This window comes from Massilia sp. CF038 (assembly GCF_900129765.1).
GTDB lineage: Bacteria > Pseudomonadota > Gammaproteobacteria > Burkholderiales > Burkholderiaceae_D > Telluria_A.
In genome coordinates this window covers 372705-390178 of the sequence record NZ_FQWU01000003.1, presented here as the reverse complement: position 1 = coordinate 390178, position 17474 = coordinate 372705, and the positions used below count along the sequence as shown (strand labels likewise).

The 17474-nt window shown below is 63.6% G+C and carries 18 protein-coding genes; 5 read left to right on the top strand and 13 right to left on the bottom strand.

Annotated elements, in window-relative coordinates; genetic code table 11:
• Positions 1–174 precede the first annotated feature (174 nt).
• From BUC24_RS21045 to BUC24_RS21005, 9 genes are all read right to left on the bottom strand, one after another.
• On the bottom strand, positions 175–1785 hold the full coding sequence (locus BUC24_RS21045) for a mucoidy inhibitor MuiA family protein (RefSeq protein WP_073221392.1): 1611 nt from the start codon (positions 1783–1785) through the stop codon (positions 175–177).
• Between the two features lie 324 nt (positions 1786–2109).
• The gene (locus BUC24_RS21040) at positions 2110–2808 is read right to left on the bottom strand and encodes an alpha/beta fold hydrolase (RefSeq protein ID WP_083599065.1); all 699 of its coding nucleotides are present in this window, start codon (positions 2806–2808) and stop codon (positions 2110–2112) included.
• A 20-nt stretch (positions 2809–2828) separates the two neighbouring features.
• Positions 2829–3824 carry a lipoyl synthase gene (lipA, locus tag BUC24_RS21035; protein ID WP_073221389.1) on the bottom strand — a complete coding sequence of 332 codons (996 nt, stop codon included), beginning with the start codon at positions 3822–3824 and terminating at the stop codon, positions 2829–2831.
• A 25-nt stretch (positions 3825–3849) separates the two neighbouring features.
• Positions 3850–4536, bottom strand: coding sequence for a lipoyl(octanoyl) transferase LipB (gene lipB / locus BUC24_RS21030; protein WP_073221386.1), 687 nt, complete (start codon positions 4534–4536; stop codon positions 3850–3852).
• 18 nt (positions 4537–4554) lie between these two features.
• Positions 4555–4824, bottom strand: coding sequence for a DUF493 family protein (locus BUC24_RS21025; RefSeq protein WP_073221383.1), 270 nt, complete (start codon positions 4822–4824; stop codon positions 4555–4557).
• Positions 4825–4974: 150 nt separating this feature from the next.
• Positions 4975–6945 carry a DUF6600 domain-containing protein gene (locus BUC24_RS21020; RefSeq protein WP_143167605.1) on the bottom strand — a complete coding sequence of 657 codons (1971 nt, stop codon included), beginning with the start codon at positions 6943–6945 and terminating at the stop codon, positions 4975–4977.
• Positions 6946–7041: 96 nt separating this feature from the next.
• Positions 7042–7677, bottom strand: a complete 636-nt coding sequence (locus tag BUC24_RS21015) for a LysE family transporter (RefSeq protein WP_073221377.1) — start codon at positions 7675–7677, stop codon at positions 7042–7044.
• 96 nt (positions 7678–7773) lie between these two features.
• On the bottom strand, positions 7774–8058 hold the full coding sequence (locus tag BUC24_RS21010; protein WP_018057799.1) for an HU family DNA-binding protein: 285 nt from the start codon (positions 8056–8058) through the stop codon (positions 7774–7776).
• A 167-nt stretch (positions 8059–8225) separates the two neighbouring features.
• On the bottom strand, positions 8226–8438 hold the full coding sequence (locus BUC24_RS21005) for a BrnA antitoxin family protein (protein WP_073221375.1): 213 nt from the start codon (positions 8436–8438) through the stop codon (positions 8226–8228).
• Between the two features lie 247 nt (positions 8439–8685).
• Between BUC24_RS21005 and BUC24_RS21000 the strand changes: the two genes are divergently transcribed.
• Both BUC24_RS21000 and BUC24_RS20990 read left to right on the top strand, forming a co-directional pair.
• Complete coding sequence (locus BUC24_RS21000; protein ID WP_073221372.1) at positions 8686–9618, top strand: DUF808 domain-containing protein; 933 nt, start codon at positions 8686–8688, stop codon at positions 9616–9618.
• 329 nt (positions 9619–9947) lie between these two features.
• A complete protein-coding gene (locus BUC24_RS20990) occupies positions 9948–12437 on the top strand; it encodes a TonB-dependent receptor plug domain-containing protein (protein ID WP_073221366.1) in 2490 nt (829 codons plus the stop codon).
• A gap of 24 nt (positions 12438–12461) precedes the next feature.
• Here BUC24_RS20990 and BUC24_RS20985 read toward each other — a convergent pair whose 3' ends face one another.
• Both BUC24_RS20985 and BUC24_RS20980 read right to left on the bottom strand, forming a co-directional pair.
• Positions 12462–12968, bottom strand: a complete 507-nt coding sequence (locus BUC24_RS20985) for a hypothetical protein (protein ID WP_073221363.1) — start codon at positions 12966–12968, stop codon at positions 12462–12464.
• Between the two features lie 2 nt (positions 12969–12970).
• On the bottom strand, positions 12971–13441 hold the full coding sequence (locus BUC24_RS20980) for a hypothetical protein (protein ID WP_073221360.1): 471 nt from the start codon (positions 13439–13441) through the stop codon (positions 12971–12973).
• Positions 13442–13518: 77 nt separating this feature from the next.
• Here BUC24_RS20980 and BUC24_RS20975 point away from each other — a divergent pair, with 77 nt between their 5' ends.
• Genes BUC24_RS20975 through BUC24_RS20965 form a run of 3 tightly spaced genes read left to right on the top strand, consistent with a single transcriptional unit; the run spans position 13519 to position 15532 of the window.
• Positions 13519–14796 carry an SDR family oxidoreductase gene (locus BUC24_RS20975; RefSeq protein WP_073221357.1) on the top strand — a complete coding sequence of 426 codons (1278 nt, stop codon included), beginning with the start codon at positions 13519–13521 and terminating at the stop codon, positions 14794–14796.
• Positions 14797–15261: a DUF2269 family protein gene (locus BUC24_RS20970; protein WP_073221354.1), complete on the top strand. Its 465-nt coding sequence runs from the start codon at positions 14797–14799 to the stop codon at positions 15259–15261. It abuts the gene before it with no gap.
• 1 nt (position 15262) lies between these two features.
• Entirely contained in the window at positions 15263–15532 is a 270-nt protein-coding gene (locus BUC24_RS20965) for a hypothetical protein (protein ID WP_373887982.1), read from the top strand.
• On the opposite strand, the gene BUC24_RS20960 is transcribed toward BUC24_RS20965, so the two are convergent.
• Positions 15475–16758, bottom strand: a complete 1284-nt coding sequence (locus BUC24_RS20960; RefSeq protein WP_073221351.1) for a HAMP domain-containing sensor histidine kinase — start codon at positions 16756–16758, stop codon at positions 15475–15477. The two genes, BUC24_RS20965 and BUC24_RS20960, sit on opposite strands and share 58 nt — an antisense overlap.
• Positions 16751–17461: a response regulator transcription factor gene (locus tag BUC24_RS20955; protein WP_073221349.1), complete on the bottom strand. Its 711-nt coding sequence runs from the start codon at positions 17459–17461 to the stop codon at positions 16751–16753. The genes BUC24_RS20960 and BUC24_RS20955 overlap by 8 nt, the downstream gene beginning before the upstream one ends.
• Between the last annotated feature and the right edge of the window lie 13 nt (positions 17462–17474).

The window sequence follows — 17474 nt, the reverse complement described above, 5'->3', positions numbered from 1 at the left end:
AAATCGGCGCGCGCCCGAAAAACGCCAAAACTCCGGGCAAACGCACGATTTGTCGGCGCAAGCCCGCGAAACGGGCACGATTTCGCGCGCAGCAAGTGCGATAAGCGCCGATTTCGCCACGTGTTTTCGCGCGCGGCGCGCGAATCTGCACGCGTACCTGGCGCCATTGGCCGTTTAACGCAGGCCGACCAGCACGCCGTCTTTCGGATACTCGATCTGGTACTCAACCTGGAAGCTCAGGCTGGCGGCAGGTGCAATCGAAGTCTGCCAGGCCACCACGCCGCGCCGGTCTTCCCACGCGGTCACAGTCGGCTTGGGCGCAAACACGGCCTGTACCTTGATCTCGTCGGCGGTGCTGACAGGTGAGGACTCCAGCACCAACAGGTTCAGCGGTTTGCTGTGGCGGCTGGTGAGGGTGAACACATCGGCGGTGTTTTTGGCATTGCGCGTGCCAAACACGCCCTTGCTGCCGGTCTTGCCATCCACCGCGTCGACCGACACGTTGAGCAATTCATCGCGCCCGAACGCAAACTCGGTGCGCTTGCCGTCTTGCAGATTCCAGTGCGTCGCCCCGACATAGTTCCCGTCGCGGAAAAGCTGCAATGGGCCAGCCGGCCACACGCCGTCCGGCCGGGTGGTCTCGGCCATGATGATGCCGAAGCGCTCCAGTCGCGGCGCCACGCGCACATACTGCTTGGCAGGCAAATTCTGGCTCGACAACGCAAGCGTCACGGCGCGCCCATCCGACGCCAGGCTGACCCGCTCGGGCACCTGGAACTCCGTCGCAAACGTGCTTTGCACCTCAGTCATGAAACTGGCATCGATGGCTTCTTCAAGCGCGAGCTTGTTGCTGCTGCCGGTAATCTCAACCCGCTGCGCTGTGGGTGCAGGCGCAGCCGCGCGCGCCATCCCGGCGAGCATCGGTTTCTGCGGCTGCGGCACACTCCAGGACAGCAGCCAAGGCTGCGGCACGCGCCCGGTCGGCGACTGGCGCGGCTGGCCCGTGGATAGCGTCAGGCGCACATTGCTCCAGTCTTCGCCGGTGTGCTGGGCCACCGTGGCCATCCTGGTCAGCTCCACGGTGGATGCGCCCGAATCCAGGCTGGCGCGGTAGCCCGGCTTCCAGCCCGCGTTATTGAGCTGGTAATTGATCGTCACGGTGCCACCCTGCGCCCCGGCCAGCGCAATCGTCACGGCCCGCGCATCGCGCGTGCCCGATTGCAAGCGCGCCAGATCGCGCTTGAGCACATCGATCTTCAGATCAATGGTCCGTTGCTGGACTGCGATTGCCTGAATCTTGACCAGTGCATTGCTGGCGCCCTTGCCCAGCGTATCGATCAAACCCGCCAGCGCCTTGCCATCGGCCACCGGCGCCGGCTTGCTGCCCTCGCCACCGGCATTCAGGCGCTCCAGATACGTTTTCACGATCTGCGCGGCGCCCGCCTGCGCATCCAGCATCGCCTTTTGATCGCTCAGCGCCTCGATCTGGTCGCGCAGCGACGCCTCGGCAGGATTAAGCACCTGGCTGCCTGCAGCATCAAGCGTGGTGACGGCGCCGACCCGCAAACCGCCCGAAGCCGACACGCGCATGGTCTGCACATCGAAATTGGCCGGCAATCCCGTCAGCACCACCTCGTGCGCGCCCGGCACCACCTGGGCGGTCCGGGTAATGCTGGCGCTGCCCGGATAAAGGACAACGGCAGTAACCGGCGCGCCGGTACTGGCCAGGCAGGATGCGCTGGCAAAAACGAGTGAACAAGCTGCAAAAATGGGGCTGGAACGCATGGAAGACTCCGTGAATGGATGTCACCATGAAACGCGCTTCAACGCAAAACGGGGTTAGCACCTTGCAAAATGGCGCAGGCAGACGCATATCCCGGGAGTGGACATACCCACGCAAACGGAGACAATATGTTCTGGTTTCAGCATCCCCGGCCGCCCAGCCGCAAGCCCGTGGCCGAGCAAGTCGTCACAAGCACCAAGGCGGCACCTGAATTAAAGGTCATCATCGTCGACAAAAAAGCACCAGCCCATCGCCCTCGCGAAGGCGGGGGCCCATAGCACGCACGCGGGGCCTCACCGCCGTCCACATAGTCGCGGCACGCAAGCTTACTCGGCTGTTCGCCCTGCCGCCATGAACGCCCGCACATGCTCCGCGGCCCGGGCCGGGGCCACTTGCAGCAGCAGATGCGGCCCGCTCACCCTGGCCAGCAACAGCGAAGGCAGCAATGCCGCCAGATGCCGTCCGGAGGCCGCAAACACCACCCGGTCACGCGTGGCCTGCAGATACAGTACAGGCACCGCAATGGCGGCGGCGCGCTGCGAATAATCGACTGCCAGCACCTCGCGCAGGCGCAAGCGCAGCACGCTCGCAGGAGTCGTCGCCAATACGGAACGCAAGGTTTGCCGCAATCCCAAAGGCGCATTCCAGCCCAGCAGAAAGGGGGCCGCCAGCGCCGACCAGCGGCTCGACAATGGCGCAAAGCGCACCAGTGGGCGCAGGACCTGTAGCGGTGGCACTGGGTTGCGCGCAAAGGTGCACGACAAGATCAGTCCCGCCAGCAGTGGTGGCCGTTCGGCCGCCAGCGCAATGGCCACCGGTCCCGAGAACGACTCGCCGAGTAAAAAATAGGGCTGGTCCGTCGGCAGCCTGACGCGCACGAAATCAGTCAGACCCTGATAGTCCAGTGCTTGATCGGGCGGATAGGCGATGACTAGGGGCGTGATCTCGGGCCCCAGATGATGGCAGAAATCACGAAAAAAATGACCGCTGCCGTCCATGCCGGGAAGCAGGACAAGCGCGGTCACCTGGGCAGGCGCCTGGTCGATCAGGCGGTAATGGCCACGCCGGCGTTATGCGCCTGCTCGTCCGCATGGTAGGAGCTGCGCACCATCGCGCCCACGGCCGCGTGCACGAAGCCCATCTTGTACGCTTCTTCTTCGAACATCTTGAATACGTCCGGGTGCACATAGCGCCGCACCGGCAAGTGGTCGCCCGATGGCGCCAGGTATTGGCCGATGGTCAGCATGTCCACATTGTGGGCGCGCAGATCGCGCATCACTTGCAGGATTTCTTCGTCGGTTTCACCCAGGCCAACCATAATGCCGGATTTGGTGACGGCATTCGGGTACAGCGCCTTGAAGTCGCGCAGCAATTCGAGCGAGTGGGTGTAGTCGGAACCCGGACGCGCTTCCTTGTACAGGCGCGGCACGGTTTCGAGGTTGTGGTTCATCACGTCTGGCAAGCCGTCGGCAAAAATCGCCAGCGCTTTGGCCAGGCGGCCGCGGAAGTCGGGCACCAGCACCTCGATGCGGGTGTTGGGCGACAGCGCGCGCGTCTGCTTGATGCACTCGACAAAGTGGCCAGCACCGCCGTCGCGCAAATCGTCACGGTCAACCGAGGTGATCACCACATACGACAGGCGCAGTTCGGCAATGGTCTTGGACAGGTTGACCGGCTCGTTCACGTCGAGCGGGTCGGGGCGGCCATGGCCCACGTCGCAGAACGGGCAGCGGCGGGTGCACTTGTCGCCCATGATCATGAAGGTCGCCGTACCCTTGCCGAAGCATTCGCCGATGTTCGGGCAGCTCGCTTCTTCGCACACTGTCACCAGATTATTGGCGCGCAGGATATCCTTGATCTCATAGAAGCGGGTCGAGGCCGATGCTGCCTTGACGCGGATCCAGTCCGGCTTTTTCAGGCGCTCGACCTGGGCCAGCGGCACAATCTTGATTGGAATGCGCGACGTCTTGCTGGCGCCTTTTTGCTTGTCGGTCGCGTTGTAAGCGGCAGGGACGGTGCTGGTATCGGTCTCGGAAGTCATGGCTGCATGCCCAGAGGGCGGTAGATTAATTCAATTCGTTGTTCGGTGCGGACGGCGTGCCCGCTGTTGCCAGTTGCTGCACCAGCTCGGCGGCCAGCTTGTGCTGCACCTCGGCCAGCGTCACATTCACGCCCATCGTGCGCATGTCCACCGTTTCCAGCCCCGCATAACCACAGGGGTTAATCCAGGAAAACGGCGCCAGGTCCATCGCCACATTCAGCGATACTCCATGGTAAGTGCAGCCATTGCCGCGCACTTTCAAGCCAAGCGCGGCGATTTTGGCCCCCTTGCGCGGACCTGCGGCGATATAAATACCGGGCGCGCCAGCGATGCGCTCGCCACCGAGATTATACGCCGCCAGCGTATTGATCACAGCTTGCTCGATTTTTCCCACAAATTGTCGGGCATACAACTTTCCGCCAGGCTTGTTGCGGCGCAAGTCCATCAGCAGGTAAATCACCACCTGGCCCGGGCCGTGGAAGGTGACTTCGCCGCCGCGGTCGGTCTGCACCACCGGCACTGCATGGTCGGCCAGCACGTGGCTGCGGTCAGCGCCCAGACCCAGCGTGAACACGGGCGGATGCTCGACTATCCACAATTCGTCAGGCGTGTCGGCCTTGCGCGCATCGGTAAAGGCACGCATGGCCGCGAACACGGGTTCGTAATCGGCGCGGCCAAGCTCGCGCACCAGCGCAGGAAGGGCAACTTGCATCAACAGTCCCGGCCAGTCTTACATCACGATCTTGACCATCGGGTGGGCCGACAGCGCGCGGTACAAATCGTCCAGCTGCACCCGGCTGGTGGCTCGCACCGTGACCGTCAGGCCAGTGTAATTGCCTTGCGCGGAAGGGCGCACTTCCATGCGTCCGATGTGGAAGGTCGGGTCGAACTCGAGCACCACGTCGACGATGGTGGCGGCGAAATCCTCATGCGTGGCGCCCATCACCTTGATCGGGAAGTCGCTCGGGTATTCGATGAGAGAGTCTGCGGGGGAAGTCATACAAATCCAGTTCTAGAATGAAAAACATGGCCGGACCGCGCTTGCAGCGCGCCGGCCGGTTCCCATTGTAGCCAAAAAAAGAAGGCCAGCGCTTTGGCTGGCCTGAAAACGCTTCCCGGGTAGGGAAGCATGCGGGATGGGGCGCAGGCCCTAGCGCCGGTCGTTACTGTCGCGCATGCCACGGCGGCGGCCTTCGTCGATCCCGATGTTAATCGAGCTCGGCGCCGGTTTTTCGGCGGCAGGCTGCTGTCCCACGGGCGCAGGTGCCTGCTGGCGCGGCGCCGACTGCTGCTGTGGCGCCTGCTGCTGTTGCATCTGCGGCGGCGGCATTGATGGCGGTGCGCTGCGTTGCGGCGGCGCGCTCTGGAACGCGGGCTGGGGCTGCTGATACACGCGCTGCTGTGGCTGCGCTTGCGGCTGCGGTTGCTGAACCTGGAACCCTTGCTGCGGCTGGCGCTGGGTATGCTGCTGCGGCCAGTACCCGGGGCCGCGCGCGGGACGCTCGCGCTCTGGCTCGGCCTGCGGGTTGCGCTCGGTGCGTTGCGTACCCAGGCTCGCTGGCGGCGTTTGCATTTGCGGTGGCAACGCAGGCGCTGGCGTCGGCATATGCGTGGTGTTTTCACGGCGCATCGGATCTGGTCCGTCACCCCAGCGCCGCGGCGCCTGGACCTGGCCTTGTGGCTGCTGTGGCTGACTCGGCAAGGTAATAATGGTGGACGGCCGCGGCGCCGGCGTCCCGGTCTGCAAGCCGACTGGCGCCTGGCCACGCTCGTCGCGTTCGAAACGGCGGTCCGGACGGCCGTCACCATCGCGGTCGCGGCCACGCCACTCGCCCCGTTCACGCGGGCGGCCGGCGTATTGCGGTGCCGGCGGCACCGCTGACGGCACATTGGTCAGCAGCGATGTCGAGACAATGGCGCGCGGCGCAGTCGGCACCACCACGGTGCCACGCTGGCTGAACTGATCATGCGGCACCACGGTCAGGCCAACCTGGCGGTTGCTGGGACGATTGCGTCCCCGAATGTCGTCGCGCACATCGCCGGCGTTGCGGTTCAGGTAGCGCAGATTATCGTGGTTCACGCGGTAAGTCGGCACGTAGGTGTCACGCGGCGTCAACGGGTACCAGCCGGTCGCTGGCGCAGCGCGCCGGTTGCCGCCGGAATTGAAGCTCACGTTCCAGTTGTTGCCGCCCACCCAGCCCACCAGGGCTGGCGACCAGACTGCGCGCGTCACGTTGCGCCCTGGCGACCAGCACCAGCGCCCGCCCACGGTGACCCAGCGGCCGTAATGGAAAGGCGCGTAGCCCCAGGGAGAATTGTCGACCCAGGTCCAGCCCCACGGTTGCAGATAGGTCCAGCGGCCGTCGCGGTAAGGCACCCAGCCAGCTGCCACCGAACGCGGATACCAGACTGGACCATATTCACGGTCTTCGCTCCAGGCACCATGCTGGTCCAGGTCTTCGTAACCGGTCATTTCGCTGGTCACGTAGCGCACCGATTCGGAGCGTTCATCGCGCGCGTCGCGCAGCATGCCCCATTCATCAAAACTGTCGCGCAGGGCAACGCCGGTGCGCAGGTCATCGCGGCCAATGTCGGCGCGCTTGCCGGCCCGCACGATCAGGCGCGAACCGGTGCCGTCAAACGAGGCCACGCCATCAAACACGCGCAGGGTGGTGGTGTCCTGGGTGCGGCCGGCGTCAACCCGGATCCGGCCCGGCTCCTGCATGCGCACCGTGCCTTCGGGCGTATCGAGCACTAGCGCCTGCGCCAGTTCGGCATTGCGTACCCGGATGCTCAGGCTGCCATAGTGCAGCGTGATGCGCAGGGCATTGTCTTCCAGCTGATTGACGTCGATCGAGGTGTCCGCGTCCAGGCGCAGCGCGGTCGAGCCGATCCGCACTTCGGTGCGCGAATCGCGCCCGGTGCTAATCTGGTTGTTGGAGGTAACGGGCCAGTTGACCAGGGCTGTTTCGGTCTCGTCGCCCAGTTCGGCGCTGATGCCGACCTGTCCCTGCACCAGCGAAATGCGTCCCACCCGGGTCGGCAGATCGTCGGCCAGCGCAAAGGCGGACGCCGTGGCCAGGATCATCAGCGCTGCAGTTTTCAGGAATCGAGTACGCATCAAAAGCTCCGAGGGGTCAGCACACGCGCGTGCAATGATTACAACGCACGAAGTCAAAAATGGACAACCGGGGTTACAAACGGTTGCACATGAACGTCAGGTACTGGCGCCGCGCCGCACAAAGAACAGGGCGCCGCCCATGAAAACCAGCACCGCGCCAAAGAAGCGGTTCAGTTTGCGCACCGATGCGGCATTGCGGAAAAACTGCTGCATGGTCGCAGCCAGCAGCGCGTAGCCATGCATCACGCAGGTGTCAATCGTCACCATGGTCACGCCCAGCACCAGCAGTTGCGGCAGCAGCGGGGCATCGTGGGCGATGAACTGGGGCAGCACGGCCACCATGAAAATGATGCCCTTGGGATTGGTCGAGTTGGTCAGAAAGCCTGTCAATACGCGCCGTCCGAAGGAAGGATGGTCGGCCAGGACGCCGTTTGCTGCGGCGGGCGCCGGCTGCGCACGCCACTGGCTCACGCCAAGATAAATCAGATACAGCGCGCCGACAAACTTGACCACATTGAAGGCTGGCTCGGACGCGAGCAGCAGTGAACCGACGCCGGCACCGGCAATCGTGAACACGAGCAGCAAGCCAATTTGCAATCCCAGCACGGTGGCGCTGGCCTTGCGCACGCCATACGACAAGCCGTGCGACATCGACAGCACGGCACCGGAACCAGGGGAAATCGCGATCACGACCGCGGCGAGAACAAAGGCAATCCAGGTCGAGAGCGGCATGGGAATTCGGGGAAGGGGAACAACAGACACGCAGTCCCGAAGCGAAGACACCGGTGTGGACCGGCGCCCTCGCTTCGGGCCGCGCGAGGGTAAGGCTTACTTCTTCTTAGGATTGACCGCTGCTTTCAGGGTCGCGCCTGCCGAGAACTTCGGCGACTTCGATGCGGCGATCTTGATCGCTGCGCCGGTCGATGGATTACGGCCCTTGCGTGCAGCGCGCTTGGCAACGGAGAACGTACCGAAACCAGTGATACCAACGGTGTCGCCTTTTTTCAGACGCTCGGTGATGATCTCGATGATCGTGTTAACCGCCGTGTTCGCTGCTGCGCCCGACATTTCGGTACGCTTTGCAAATTCCGCAATCAGTTCGCCTTTTTTCATACAATCCTCCCGAGTTAAAAGAGCGGGAAGATTAGCATGAATTATTGCCACATGTAATAAATTCTGAAGGTGGCATATAAAAGTAAGCCCCGCTGTGACTGGATCACGACGGAGTTTGTCTGACAAAACGCTGACGCCGCAGGGTGCGCGGCCACGGCGCGCGCCGTTTATTCAGCCAGCGCGCCTTCCATGCGCGGCGGCGCCAGACGGGTCCGCAGCGCAGCATTGATCAGGGTTTGATAGCCTTTGCCGCTCTGCTCGGACAGCGAACGGAACTTCTGCAATACCTCGTCGTCGAGGTAAATCGTGATGCGGGTTTTGCGCTTGACGGCACGAGCTGTGCTGGCAGCGGCGGCGGGAGTGTCGAGTTCGGTTTGCATGGTCTTACCTCGCAGGGAGCGCGGAAATCGGTATTCCCGCAGTTCATAAATGATTCGGCTGGCTGCCGGGCGGCTTCGCGTCAGGCAGTGTATGAACTATACGTATGCACAATGGCCGCGGTGACAAAAAGCGACGAGCTGCAGAATTTGGGGCTTGAAACGCAAAAATCCGGGGTGGCCCGGGCTGTCTGTGCGCCGCCCGAGTCGGGTAAGATGGCTGCTTTACACATGAATTGGAGCAACACAGATGGCTGCAAGCAGTTTGCTGGCATTGATCGACGACATTGCGGCGATCCTCGACGACGTCGCGCTGATGAGCAAAGTGGCGGCGCAAAAGACCGCCGGCGTGCTGGGCGATGACCTGGCGCTTAACGCCCAGCAAGTCTCGGGCGTCAATCCCGAGCGCGAATTGCCGGTGGTCTGGGCGGTGGCAGTTGGTTCGCTCAAAAACAAGGCCATTCTGGTCCCGGCCGCTCTGGGCATCAGCGCCCTTGCGCCCTGGGCCATCACCCCGCTGCTGATGCTCGGCGGCGCCTTCCTGTGCTTCGAAGGCTTTGAGAAAGTCGCACACAAGTTCCTGCACAGCCCGGAAGAAGACGCCAAGCACCATGACGAGCTGGTCCATGCGCTGGCTGATCCGGCGGTCGACCTGTGCGCCATGGAAAAGGACAAGATCAAGGGCGCCATCCGCACCGACTTCATCCTGTCCGCAGAAATCATTGTGATCACGCTCGGCACCGTGGCCGCTGCCACCTTCGTTGAGCGCGTGATGGTGCTGGTGGCCATTGCCATCGTCATGACGGTGGGTGTGTACGGCCTGGTGGCCGGCATCGTCAAGCTCGACGACCTGGGTCTGCACCTGAGCAAGAAAGCCAACGGCGCGGTGCAAGCCATTGGCCGCGTGCTACTAGCTGCTGCGCCCAAGCTGATGAAGATGCTGACCATTGTCGGTACGGCTGCCATGTTCATGGTGGGCGGCGGCATTCTGCTGCACGGCATTCCCGCGCTGCACCATCTGGTCGAAGGCGCTGGCGAAGCGGCTGGTTCGATCGCGGTGGTGGGCGGCGTGCTGTCGGTGCTGACGACGTCGCTGATCAACGCCGTGGCCGGCATCATCGCCGGCGGCCTGGTACTGCTGGGCGTCACCGCCGTCACCAAGCTCTTCAAACGCAAAGCCTGAGCCGCACCCACAAGCACCAACGCGTTTGCAAACCCCACATCGTCCTCGCGGAGGCGGGCTCGCGTGCGAGCCCCCCATTCCACATAACCGTCACCTCGGTGCATATGTGCCATGGGGGGCTCGCACGCGAGCCCGCCTCCGCGAGGACGATGTAGATATACGCGAGCACCACCAACGTTCTCTGCCTTACACCAGCCTGACACCCCTCCCGCATTCTGTTGTTATCCTGCCAGCTCCCCCCGCTGCGCAATTGACTTTGCCTCCCCTTCGTCCCAGTATCGTTGTGAGATTTCGATAGTATTTATTGACAACGTTTTGACGAGGGAACTATGACCGGAACATTCGCGCCGAAAAAACAGTTACTGGCAGTCTCGATCGCTTCACTATTTGTCAGCCAGGCCGCGCTGGCCCAGACTGCGCCGCCTGCCGATGGCGGCGTGGTGGTCGTCACCGGCACCCGGGTGGCCAACCGCACCGCACTCGACACCGCTTCGCCAGTGGACATCATTTCGGCCGACACCCTCAAAACCTCCGGTACCACCGAAATCAACCAGGCCCTGTCCGTTGCCCTGCCATCGCTTAACTTCCCCCGTCCCGGCCTGGCCGATGGCACCGACACCATCCGTCCCGCCACCTTGCGCGGCATGGGTCCCGACCAGACCCTGGTGCTGGTCAACTCGAAACGCCGCCACACCTCGGCCCTGATCAACACCAACGGCACCATCGGCCGCGGTTCGTCCTCGGTTGACCTGAACACCATTCCCACCGCCATCGTCAAAAGCATCGAAGTGCTGCGCGACGGCGCGGCCGCCCAATACGGCTCGGACGCGATTTCCGGCGTGGTCAACCTGCGCCTGCGGACCGACCGCAGTGGCGGCGAAGGCACCATCACCTACGGCGGCCGCAAGACCGAATACGACTTCAACGCCGCCACCGCACCAGCCGGCGGCACCTGGACCAACCAGACCTCCCGCAAGCGCACCGATGGCCAGGTCGGTACCGTCAGCGTCTGGAAAGGCTTGCCCTGGGGCGAGACCGGCTACGTCACCCTTGCCGCCGAATACAAGGACCAGAATCACACCGAGCGCAGCGGCTACGACATGCGCCAGCAATACCCGAAACTGCAGGACGGCAGCTTCGACCCGCGCGAGCTGACCATCAACCGCTACAACGCCTGGTACGGCGAACCGGAAATGCAGCAATCGACCTTGTTCGTCAATGCCGGCAATACCCTGGGCGACGGGGTCAAGCTCTATGGCTGGGCAAGTTACCAGAAGCGGGACGCAATTTCGGCGGGGCAGTTCCGCCAGCCCAACGATTCGCGCAACATTGCTTCCATCTATCCGGACGGCTTCCTGCCCCTGATTGTGCCCAAGGTCGACGACATGAGCGCCACCGGCGGCGTGACCTGGACCATGGGCGACTGGGACCTGGATGCCTCGCTTGGCTTCGGCAAGAACAAGATGATGTTCGGCGTGGAAAACTCGCTCAACCGTTCCATCGGCCCGTCCAGCAAGACCACCTTCGAAGCGGGCGGCTATTCCTATGACCAGACCGTGCTCAACCTGACTGGCGTGCGTGCCGTGCCGATGGCCAGCCTGGCTTCGCCGCTGAACGTGGCGGTCGGCATGGAAGCGCGCCGTGAAGGCTACCGCCTGTACGCAGGCGAAGCGGATTCCTACCGTCAGGGCGGGGTCACGTTGCCAGGTGGCGGGGTCGCGGCACCGGGCGCCCAGGTGTTCCCCGGCTTCCGCCCCAGCGATGAATCTGATACCAGCCGCACCGCCGTTGGCGTGTTTGCCGATCTGGAAGCAAACCTGACCGAGAAGCTGCTGGCCTCGGTGGCCGTGCGCGGCGAGCATTACTCGGACTACGGCAACAGCCTGGCCGGCAAACTGTCGGGACGCTACGATTTCACCAAATCGTTCGCACTGCGCGGTTCGGTGCAAAACGGCTTCCGCGCCCCGTCGCCACAACAGCAGAACTTCACCACCACCTCGACCAACTTTATCAACGGCGTGCCGTTCGAGATCACCACCTTCAAGACCGACCATCCGATTGCCATTGCCTTCGGCGCCAAGCCGCTGGAAGCGGAAAAATCGGTCAATGTCTCGCTCGGTTCGGTGATGCGCTTTGGCGCAGCCAGCCTGACTATCGACGCCTACCGCATCAAGGTGGACAACCGCATCGTTCTTTCCGACAACCTGACCCAGGACAATGTTCGCGCCTACCTGACCCAGCAAGGCTTTGCCGGCATTGGCGGCGGCCGCTTCTTCATCAACGGGGTCGACACCACCACGTCCGGCGTCGACATCGTGCTGGGCTGGCCGTACAACGCTGGCGACATGGGCAAGTTCGACTTCACGCTGGCCGGCAACTTCACCAAGACCGAAGTCACCCGTGTGCCGGTGACGGAAGAGCTGGCTGCGCTGAACCCGGCGCCACCGCTGTTTGGGCGCCTGAATGTGCTGTCGTTCGAAAAAGGCCAGCCGAAGAACAAGATCAACGCCGCCGTCACCTGGAAGCTGGGCGCGGTGGGCGCCACCGTGCGTGCAACGCGCTACGGCGAAGTGCTCTCGCCCAATGCCTCGCCGGCGCTGGACTTCACCATGTCAGCCAAAACCGTGGTGGACATGGAACTGCGCTACGCCGTCAGCAAGAACGTGAACCTGGCCTTCGGCGCCGACAACGTGTTTGATGAGTACCCGGAATCGGTCCCCATCACGCTCAACACGACCGGTAACACGCCGTACGCCAACTACGCGCCATTCGGCCGTGGCGGCCGCTTCCTGTACGCGCGCGCGTCCTACGCATTCTGATGCAACAAAGCTGCGGTTGCCTGCTCAGGCAGCCGCAGTAGTCTGAAGCCGACGCACGCTCAATGCGTCGCGCACGCACCAGCCCAGCGACGCCAGCGCCATCAGGCTCAACACCCAGCTGGCCCAGCCGTGATCGGCTGGCACCAGCGCCGTCGGCAATTGCCACCAGTCCAGCAAGGTTTGTCCCACCAGCGCCAGCACAATCCCGTAATTGGTAAACAGCAGCACATGCAGCACACGCTCGCTGACCGGCAAGATGCGCGTGTTGATCTCAACCACCATGTCCACCGTGGAAATCAATGTTTCCCCCACCAGGATGGCGCCAATTAGCAGTGCTGCAGCGCCATGCCACTCGCCCCATGCCAGCGCGGTAAACAACAGCGCAAACGCCAGTTCCCGCCCGCTGTGCAACACTTGCTCGGTGCGGGCGGACGCTTGCGACGGCAGACGCGCAATCAGCTCGTGATTGAGCACCACATCGGTGCCACCGATCACACCGTGCGCCAGCAGCGCAATGATGAACGGCTCCATCGTCAGTCAGCGCGGCGGCACAGCAATGCACCCGCCGCCAGGCCCAGCCCGAATGCGCCATATACCACCGCCAGAGCAGGGCGCGACAGGCGCTTTTCGTATCCCGGATGCAGCCGCTGTGGGGTAAGCTGGTAATCGACGAAGCAGGCCACCGCCGATGTGGCAGTCGCTGCCTGCACCGTGCGCACCACGCTGCTGCGGTCGAGCCGCTCGCCCATGAAGCGCTCGAACAGCACTGCCCAGAACGTGGCGCTGGCATGGTGAATCAGGTAGCCGGGGAGGGTGTAGCGCAGCGAAGGGCCATCGTGCCGGGCGGCCTGGTCACCCCAGATCCAGTGACTGACAGCATTGGTGGGTGCAAAGCCGCTGCCCGCCTCGTGTTTGCCCATGGCGGCCAGGGCCACAGTGGACAGGGCGCTGGCGGTGCTGCCCGACACCAGGCCGCGCTCGATTGCGGTTTTCCATTTTTCCATATCGTCCTCGTGATCTAATGCGCGTTGAACTGAAATGCAAACGGTGTATCTATGGATAAAGCGAGTAAGGAACAAGCATGCGTATCTTGCTGACAGGCGCAAGTGGAATGATTGGACGGCCGCTGCTGGCGGCCTTGCTGGCGCAGGGCCATCAGGTCCTGTGCGCCATGCGCAGTCCGCCAAAGCAGGCTCATCCGCGTCTGACCTTCGTACAGGCGGACTTCAGCAAGGATAGCCAACAATCGATTTGGCAGGCGCGCTTGAAGGACATCGATGTCGTCATCAACACGGTGGGGATTTTTCGCGAGTCCGGCACGCAAACTTTTGCACGCCTGCACACAGACACCCCCTGCGCCCTGTTTGCCGCCAGCGCCGCCTCCGACAGCGTGCAGCTGGTGATCCAGGTGTCCGCCCTGGGCGCCGATCAGGACGCCGACACCGCCTACCATCTGAGCAAGAAAGCAGCAGATGACTACCTTGCCAGCCTGCCGCTGCGCGCCTGCATCGTGCAGCCCTCGCTGGTGTATGGCAAAGATGGCGTCAGCGCACGCCTTTTCAAAGTGCTGGCCAGCATGCCCTTTGGCGTAAGGTTCGGCAAGGCGCCGCAGCTGGTGCAGCCGATTCACCTGGACGATGTCGTCGCCGCCATCGTCGGCTTGCTGCACCAGCCCTTGCCGGTGGCCGCCAATGGCGCTACGGCGCACCGCATTGCCCTGGTGGGGCCGGCGGCGTTGTCCTTCACCGACTATCTGGCAACGCTGCGTGCCGCGATGGGCATGGGCAAGCTGCGCATTCTGCGCCTGCCCGCGCTGGCTGGCCGCCTGCTGGCCAGTGCCGGCATCGGCCTGCTCGACCGCGACACCTTGCGCATGCTTGACCGCGGCAACAGCGCCGATCCAGCCGCCACCGAACGCCTGCTCGGCCACGCGCCGCGTGCCGCCGCCACTTTCATCGAGCATCCGTCGGCCGAGCGCCTGCAAGCCAAGCTGGGCTGGCTACTGCCGCCCCTGCGCTGGTCCATTGCCTTCGTCTGGATTGCAACGGCGGTGGTATCGGCCTTCTTCTATCCTGAGCAACTGAGCTTGCAATTACTGGAACGCACAGGCGTGCCGCCCGAGCTGGGGCCGCTCATGCTGTACGGCGCCTGCGTTTTCGATCTGGCTCTGGGGCTGGGCATTTTGCTGCTCAAGCGGCGCCGCTGGCTGTGGCGCGCGCAGCTCGCGCTGATCGGCTTTTATACTGTCGTCATTGCGTTCAAGTTGCCGGAGTTTTTGCTCCACCCCTACGGTCCGCTGACCAAGAATTTACCCATGCTCGCCGCCATCTGGCTGCTGGCCCAATGTGAGGAAGAATAAATGTCGTACCTGGTCGTGAAGTGGCTGCACATTCTGTCATCCACATTTCTGTTTGGCACCGGCATCGGCTCGGCCTTCTACATGCTGTTCACCAGCCTGAGCCGGGACGTACGGGCCATCGCCGTGGTCAGCCGCCACGTGGTGCTGGCCGACTGGATCTTCACCGCCACCACTGTTGTGGTACAGCCCGTCACTGGCATCTACATGATCCACCTGGCCGGCTATCCGCTGCAAAGTGCCTGGATCATGTGGTCGATCGCGCTGTATTTTGTGGCGGGCGCATGCTGGCTGCCCGTGGTGTGGATTCAGCTCAAAATGCGCGACATGGCGCAAGTGGCCGCGCGCGACCATACCGAGCTGCCACCGCGCTACTGGCGCTACCTGCGCATCTGGACCGCGCTGGGCATTCCTGCCTTCTTCGCGCTGGTGGTGGTGTTCTGGCTCATGGTCGCCAAACCGGTCTAGCATGGCACTGAAGCGCTACCGCCGGCTGGGCGGCGACTCCGGTGTTGTTGCCTATGCGGTGGGCGACGACAGCATCGACGTCCAGTTCGTTGACGGCACTGTCTACACGTATTCTTACGCCAGCACGGGCCGCGCCCGGGTCGAGCAGATGAAGCAGCTGGCCCAAAGCGGGCAGGGCCTGGCCACCTACATCAGCCAGCATGTGGGCAGCGATTACGCGTCTTCGCGTCCACCCGGCAAGCTGACGCGGAAGCAGCAGCCTCGTTCCTGAGCTGGCAGACATTGCACCTGGCCGCCATGGTGCTGAGCAATCTGGCGCACCAGCGACAAGCCCAGCCCCACGCCCCCGGCTGCCTCGCTGGCACCCGGCAAGCGGTAGAAGGGCTCAAAGATGCGCTCACGCTCGCCCGCTGGCACGCCCGGCCCGCCATCGCACACGTCGAGCACCACGCCGCCGTCTGCGTTGCCGGTCAGGTTTACCTTGACCGGCGTGTCGTCGCCGTAGCGCTTGGCGTTTTCCAGCAGATTGCGCAGCAGGCGCCGCAACAGACGCGCGTCGCCCTGCACGGTCAACTTGCTGACATCGAAGACAGCACCCACGCGACTACATTCCTCTGCCACAATTGCCGCCAGGTCCACCTCGCTGCGGGTGGCGCTGCCTTGGGCACTGGCATCGAGCCGGCTGGCAAGCAGCACTTCATCGATCAGCAAATCGAGTTCGGCGATGTTCTGCCGTAACTCGGCACTGATGGCGGGATTGGCCTGGTCCTGCAGCAATTCCACCGCCATGCGGATCCGTGCCAGGGGCGAACGCAACTCGTGCGAGGCATTGGCCAGCAGATTTTTTTGCGCCTGCACCAGCGCTTCTATGCGTTGCGCCGCGTCATTAAAGCTGCTGGCCAGCAGCGCCACTTCATCTTTGCCCTCAACCGCGACCCGGGTCGACAGTTGCCCGCTGCCCCAGGTGTCGACACTGCTCTGCAAGCGCTCCAGCCGCGAGGTCAGGCGCCGGACCACCGGAAACGCGCCGATGGCGACCACGCAAGCGACCGCGGCCAGCGTCAGCAGAATATTGACCGGAAAGCGGCGCCCGTGCATGCGCTGCCACACCAGCCAGCGCCCGTCGGACAGCTTGAGCGCCTGGGCACCCCGGCTGCCGTCGATCCTGCCGGTGCCGGTCTGATCCGACGGCAAGGGGGGCAACACGGGTCCCACGCCCGCAATCAGTTCGCCCGCCGGCGTGTACAACGCCATGTTGGCACGCACCTTCATGCGCCAGCGCATCAGGGCGCGGCGCTGCTCCTGGGGACTAGCCGAGGCAGGCGGCAACACTTCGCTCGCCACTTCGGCAAAGGTGTCAAAGCCGTTGCGCGCCTCGTCAGTGGCGTACAGCCAGTGCACAACGGCAAACATGCAACCCAGCGCGACCAGGCTGGCCAGCAAGGCCAGATAAATCCGCACATACAGGCGATGCGACAGTGAAATCCCCTTACGCATCCTGCACCTTGGCAAACACGTAACCGGAACCGCGTACGGTGATGATGCGCCGCGGCTGGCGCGGATCATCCTCAATGGCAGCGCGCAAACGTCCGATGTGCACATCGATGGAACGGTCAAACGGTTCCAGCGCTTCCCCTTTCACGGCATCGATCAATTGCTCGCGCGAGAGTACACGGCCGGCCCGTTCAGCCAGCGCCAGCAGCAGGTCGAACTGGTAGGCCGTCAGTGGTTTTTCCTTGCCGTCCACGCGCACCAGGCGCGCGGCGGGATCGATCTCCAGCCGGCCGAACTGCAGGGCCGCCGACTTGGGGTTGCCCGTATCCAGCGCGGGCCGCCGTAGCACGGCGCGCATGCGCGCCAGCAACTCGCGCGGCTCGAAGGGCTTGGGCAGGTAATCGTCTGCGCCCAGTTCCAGCCCGACCACACGATCAAAAGGATCGCCCTTGGCCGTGAGCATGACGATCGGAATCGACTCAAGCGGCGCCCCCATGGCGCGGATGCGCTTGCACAGTTCCAGGCCATCGGCATCGGGCAGCATCAAGTCCAGCAGCACCAGCGCGAACGGTTCGGCGCGCAGCAAAGCCAGCCCCGCTTGCGCGGTGCCGGCGTGAATCACGTCATAGCCATTGCTGGCCAGGTAAGTGACGACCATTGCCGCCAGGCGATGGTCGTCTTCAATCATGAGGATGCGTTGAGCCATGCAGGCGCCGCCC

Excerpts from the sequence above, each read along its gene's own strand:
- lipB (WP_073221386.1), bottom strand. The coding sequence starts at position 4,536 with ATGCAAGTTGCCCTTCCTGCGCTGGTGCGCGAGCTTGGCCGCGCCGAT.
- lipA (WP_073221389.1), bottom strand. The coding sequence starts at position 3,824 with ATGACTTCCGAGACCGATACCAGCACCGTCCCTGCCGCTTACAACGCG.
- BUC24_RS20970 (WP_073221354.1), top strand. The coding sequence starts at position 14,797 with ATGTCGTACCTGGTCGTGAAGTGGCTGCACATTCTGTCATCCACATTT.
- BUC24_RS21010 (WP_018057799.1), bottom strand. The coding sequence starts at position 8,058 with ATGAAAAAAGGCGAACTGATTGCGGAATTTGCAAAGCGTACCGAAATG.
- BUC24_RS20980 (WP_073221360.1), bottom strand. The coding sequence starts at position 13,441 with ATGGAAAAATGGAAAACCGCAATCGAGCGCGGCCTGGTGTCGGGCAGC.
- BUC24_RS20990 (WP_073221366.1), top strand. The coding sequence starts at position 9,948 with ATGACCGGAACATTCGCGCCGAAAAAACAGTTACTGGCAGTCTCGATC.
- BUC24_RS21045 (WP_073221392.1), bottom strand. The coding sequence starts at position 1,785 with ATGCGTTCCAGCCCCATTTTTGCAGCTTGTTCACTCGTTTTTGCCAGC.
- BUC24_RS21015 (WP_073221377.1), bottom strand. The coding sequence starts at position 7,677 with ATGCCGCTCTCGACCTGGATTGCCTTTGTTCTCGCCGCGGTCGTGATC.
- BUC24_RS21000 (WP_073221372.1), top strand. The coding sequence starts at position 8,686 with ATGGCTGCAAGCAGTTTGCTGGCATTGATCGACGACATTGCGGCGATC.
- BUC24_RS21025 (WP_073221383.1), bottom strand. The coding sequence starts at position 4,824 with ATGACTTCCCCCGCAGACTCTCTCATCGAATACCCGAGCGACTTCCCG.
- BUC24_RS21005 (WP_073221375.1), bottom strand. The coding sequence starts at position 8,438 with ATGCAAACCGAACTCGACACTCCCGCCGCCGCTGCCAGCACAGCTCGT.
- BUC24_RS21020 (WP_143167605.1), bottom strand. The coding sequence starts at position 6,945 with ATGCGTACTCGATTCCTGAAAACTGCAGCGCTGATGATCCTGGCCACG.
- BUC24_RS20965 (WP_373887982.1), top strand. The coding sequence starts at position 15,263 with ATGGCACTGAAGCGCTACCGCCGGCTGGGCGGCGACTCCGGTGTTGTT.
- BUC24_RS20955 (WP_073221349.1), bottom strand. The coding sequence starts at position 17,461 with ATGGCTCAACGCATCCTCATGATTGAAGACGACCATCGCCTGGCGGCA.
- BUC24_RS20960 (WP_073221351.1), bottom strand. The coding sequence starts at position 16,758 with ATGCGTAAGGGGATTTCACTGTCGCATCGCCTGTATGTGCGGATTTAT.
- BUC24_RS20985 (WP_073221363.1), bottom strand. The coding sequence starts at position 12,968 with ATGGAGCCGTTCATCATTGCGCTGCTGGCGCACGGTGTGATCGGTGGC.
- BUC24_RS20975 (WP_073221357.1), top strand. The coding sequence starts at position 13,519 with ATGCGTATCTTGCTGACAGGCGCAAGTGGAATGATTGGACGGCCGCTG.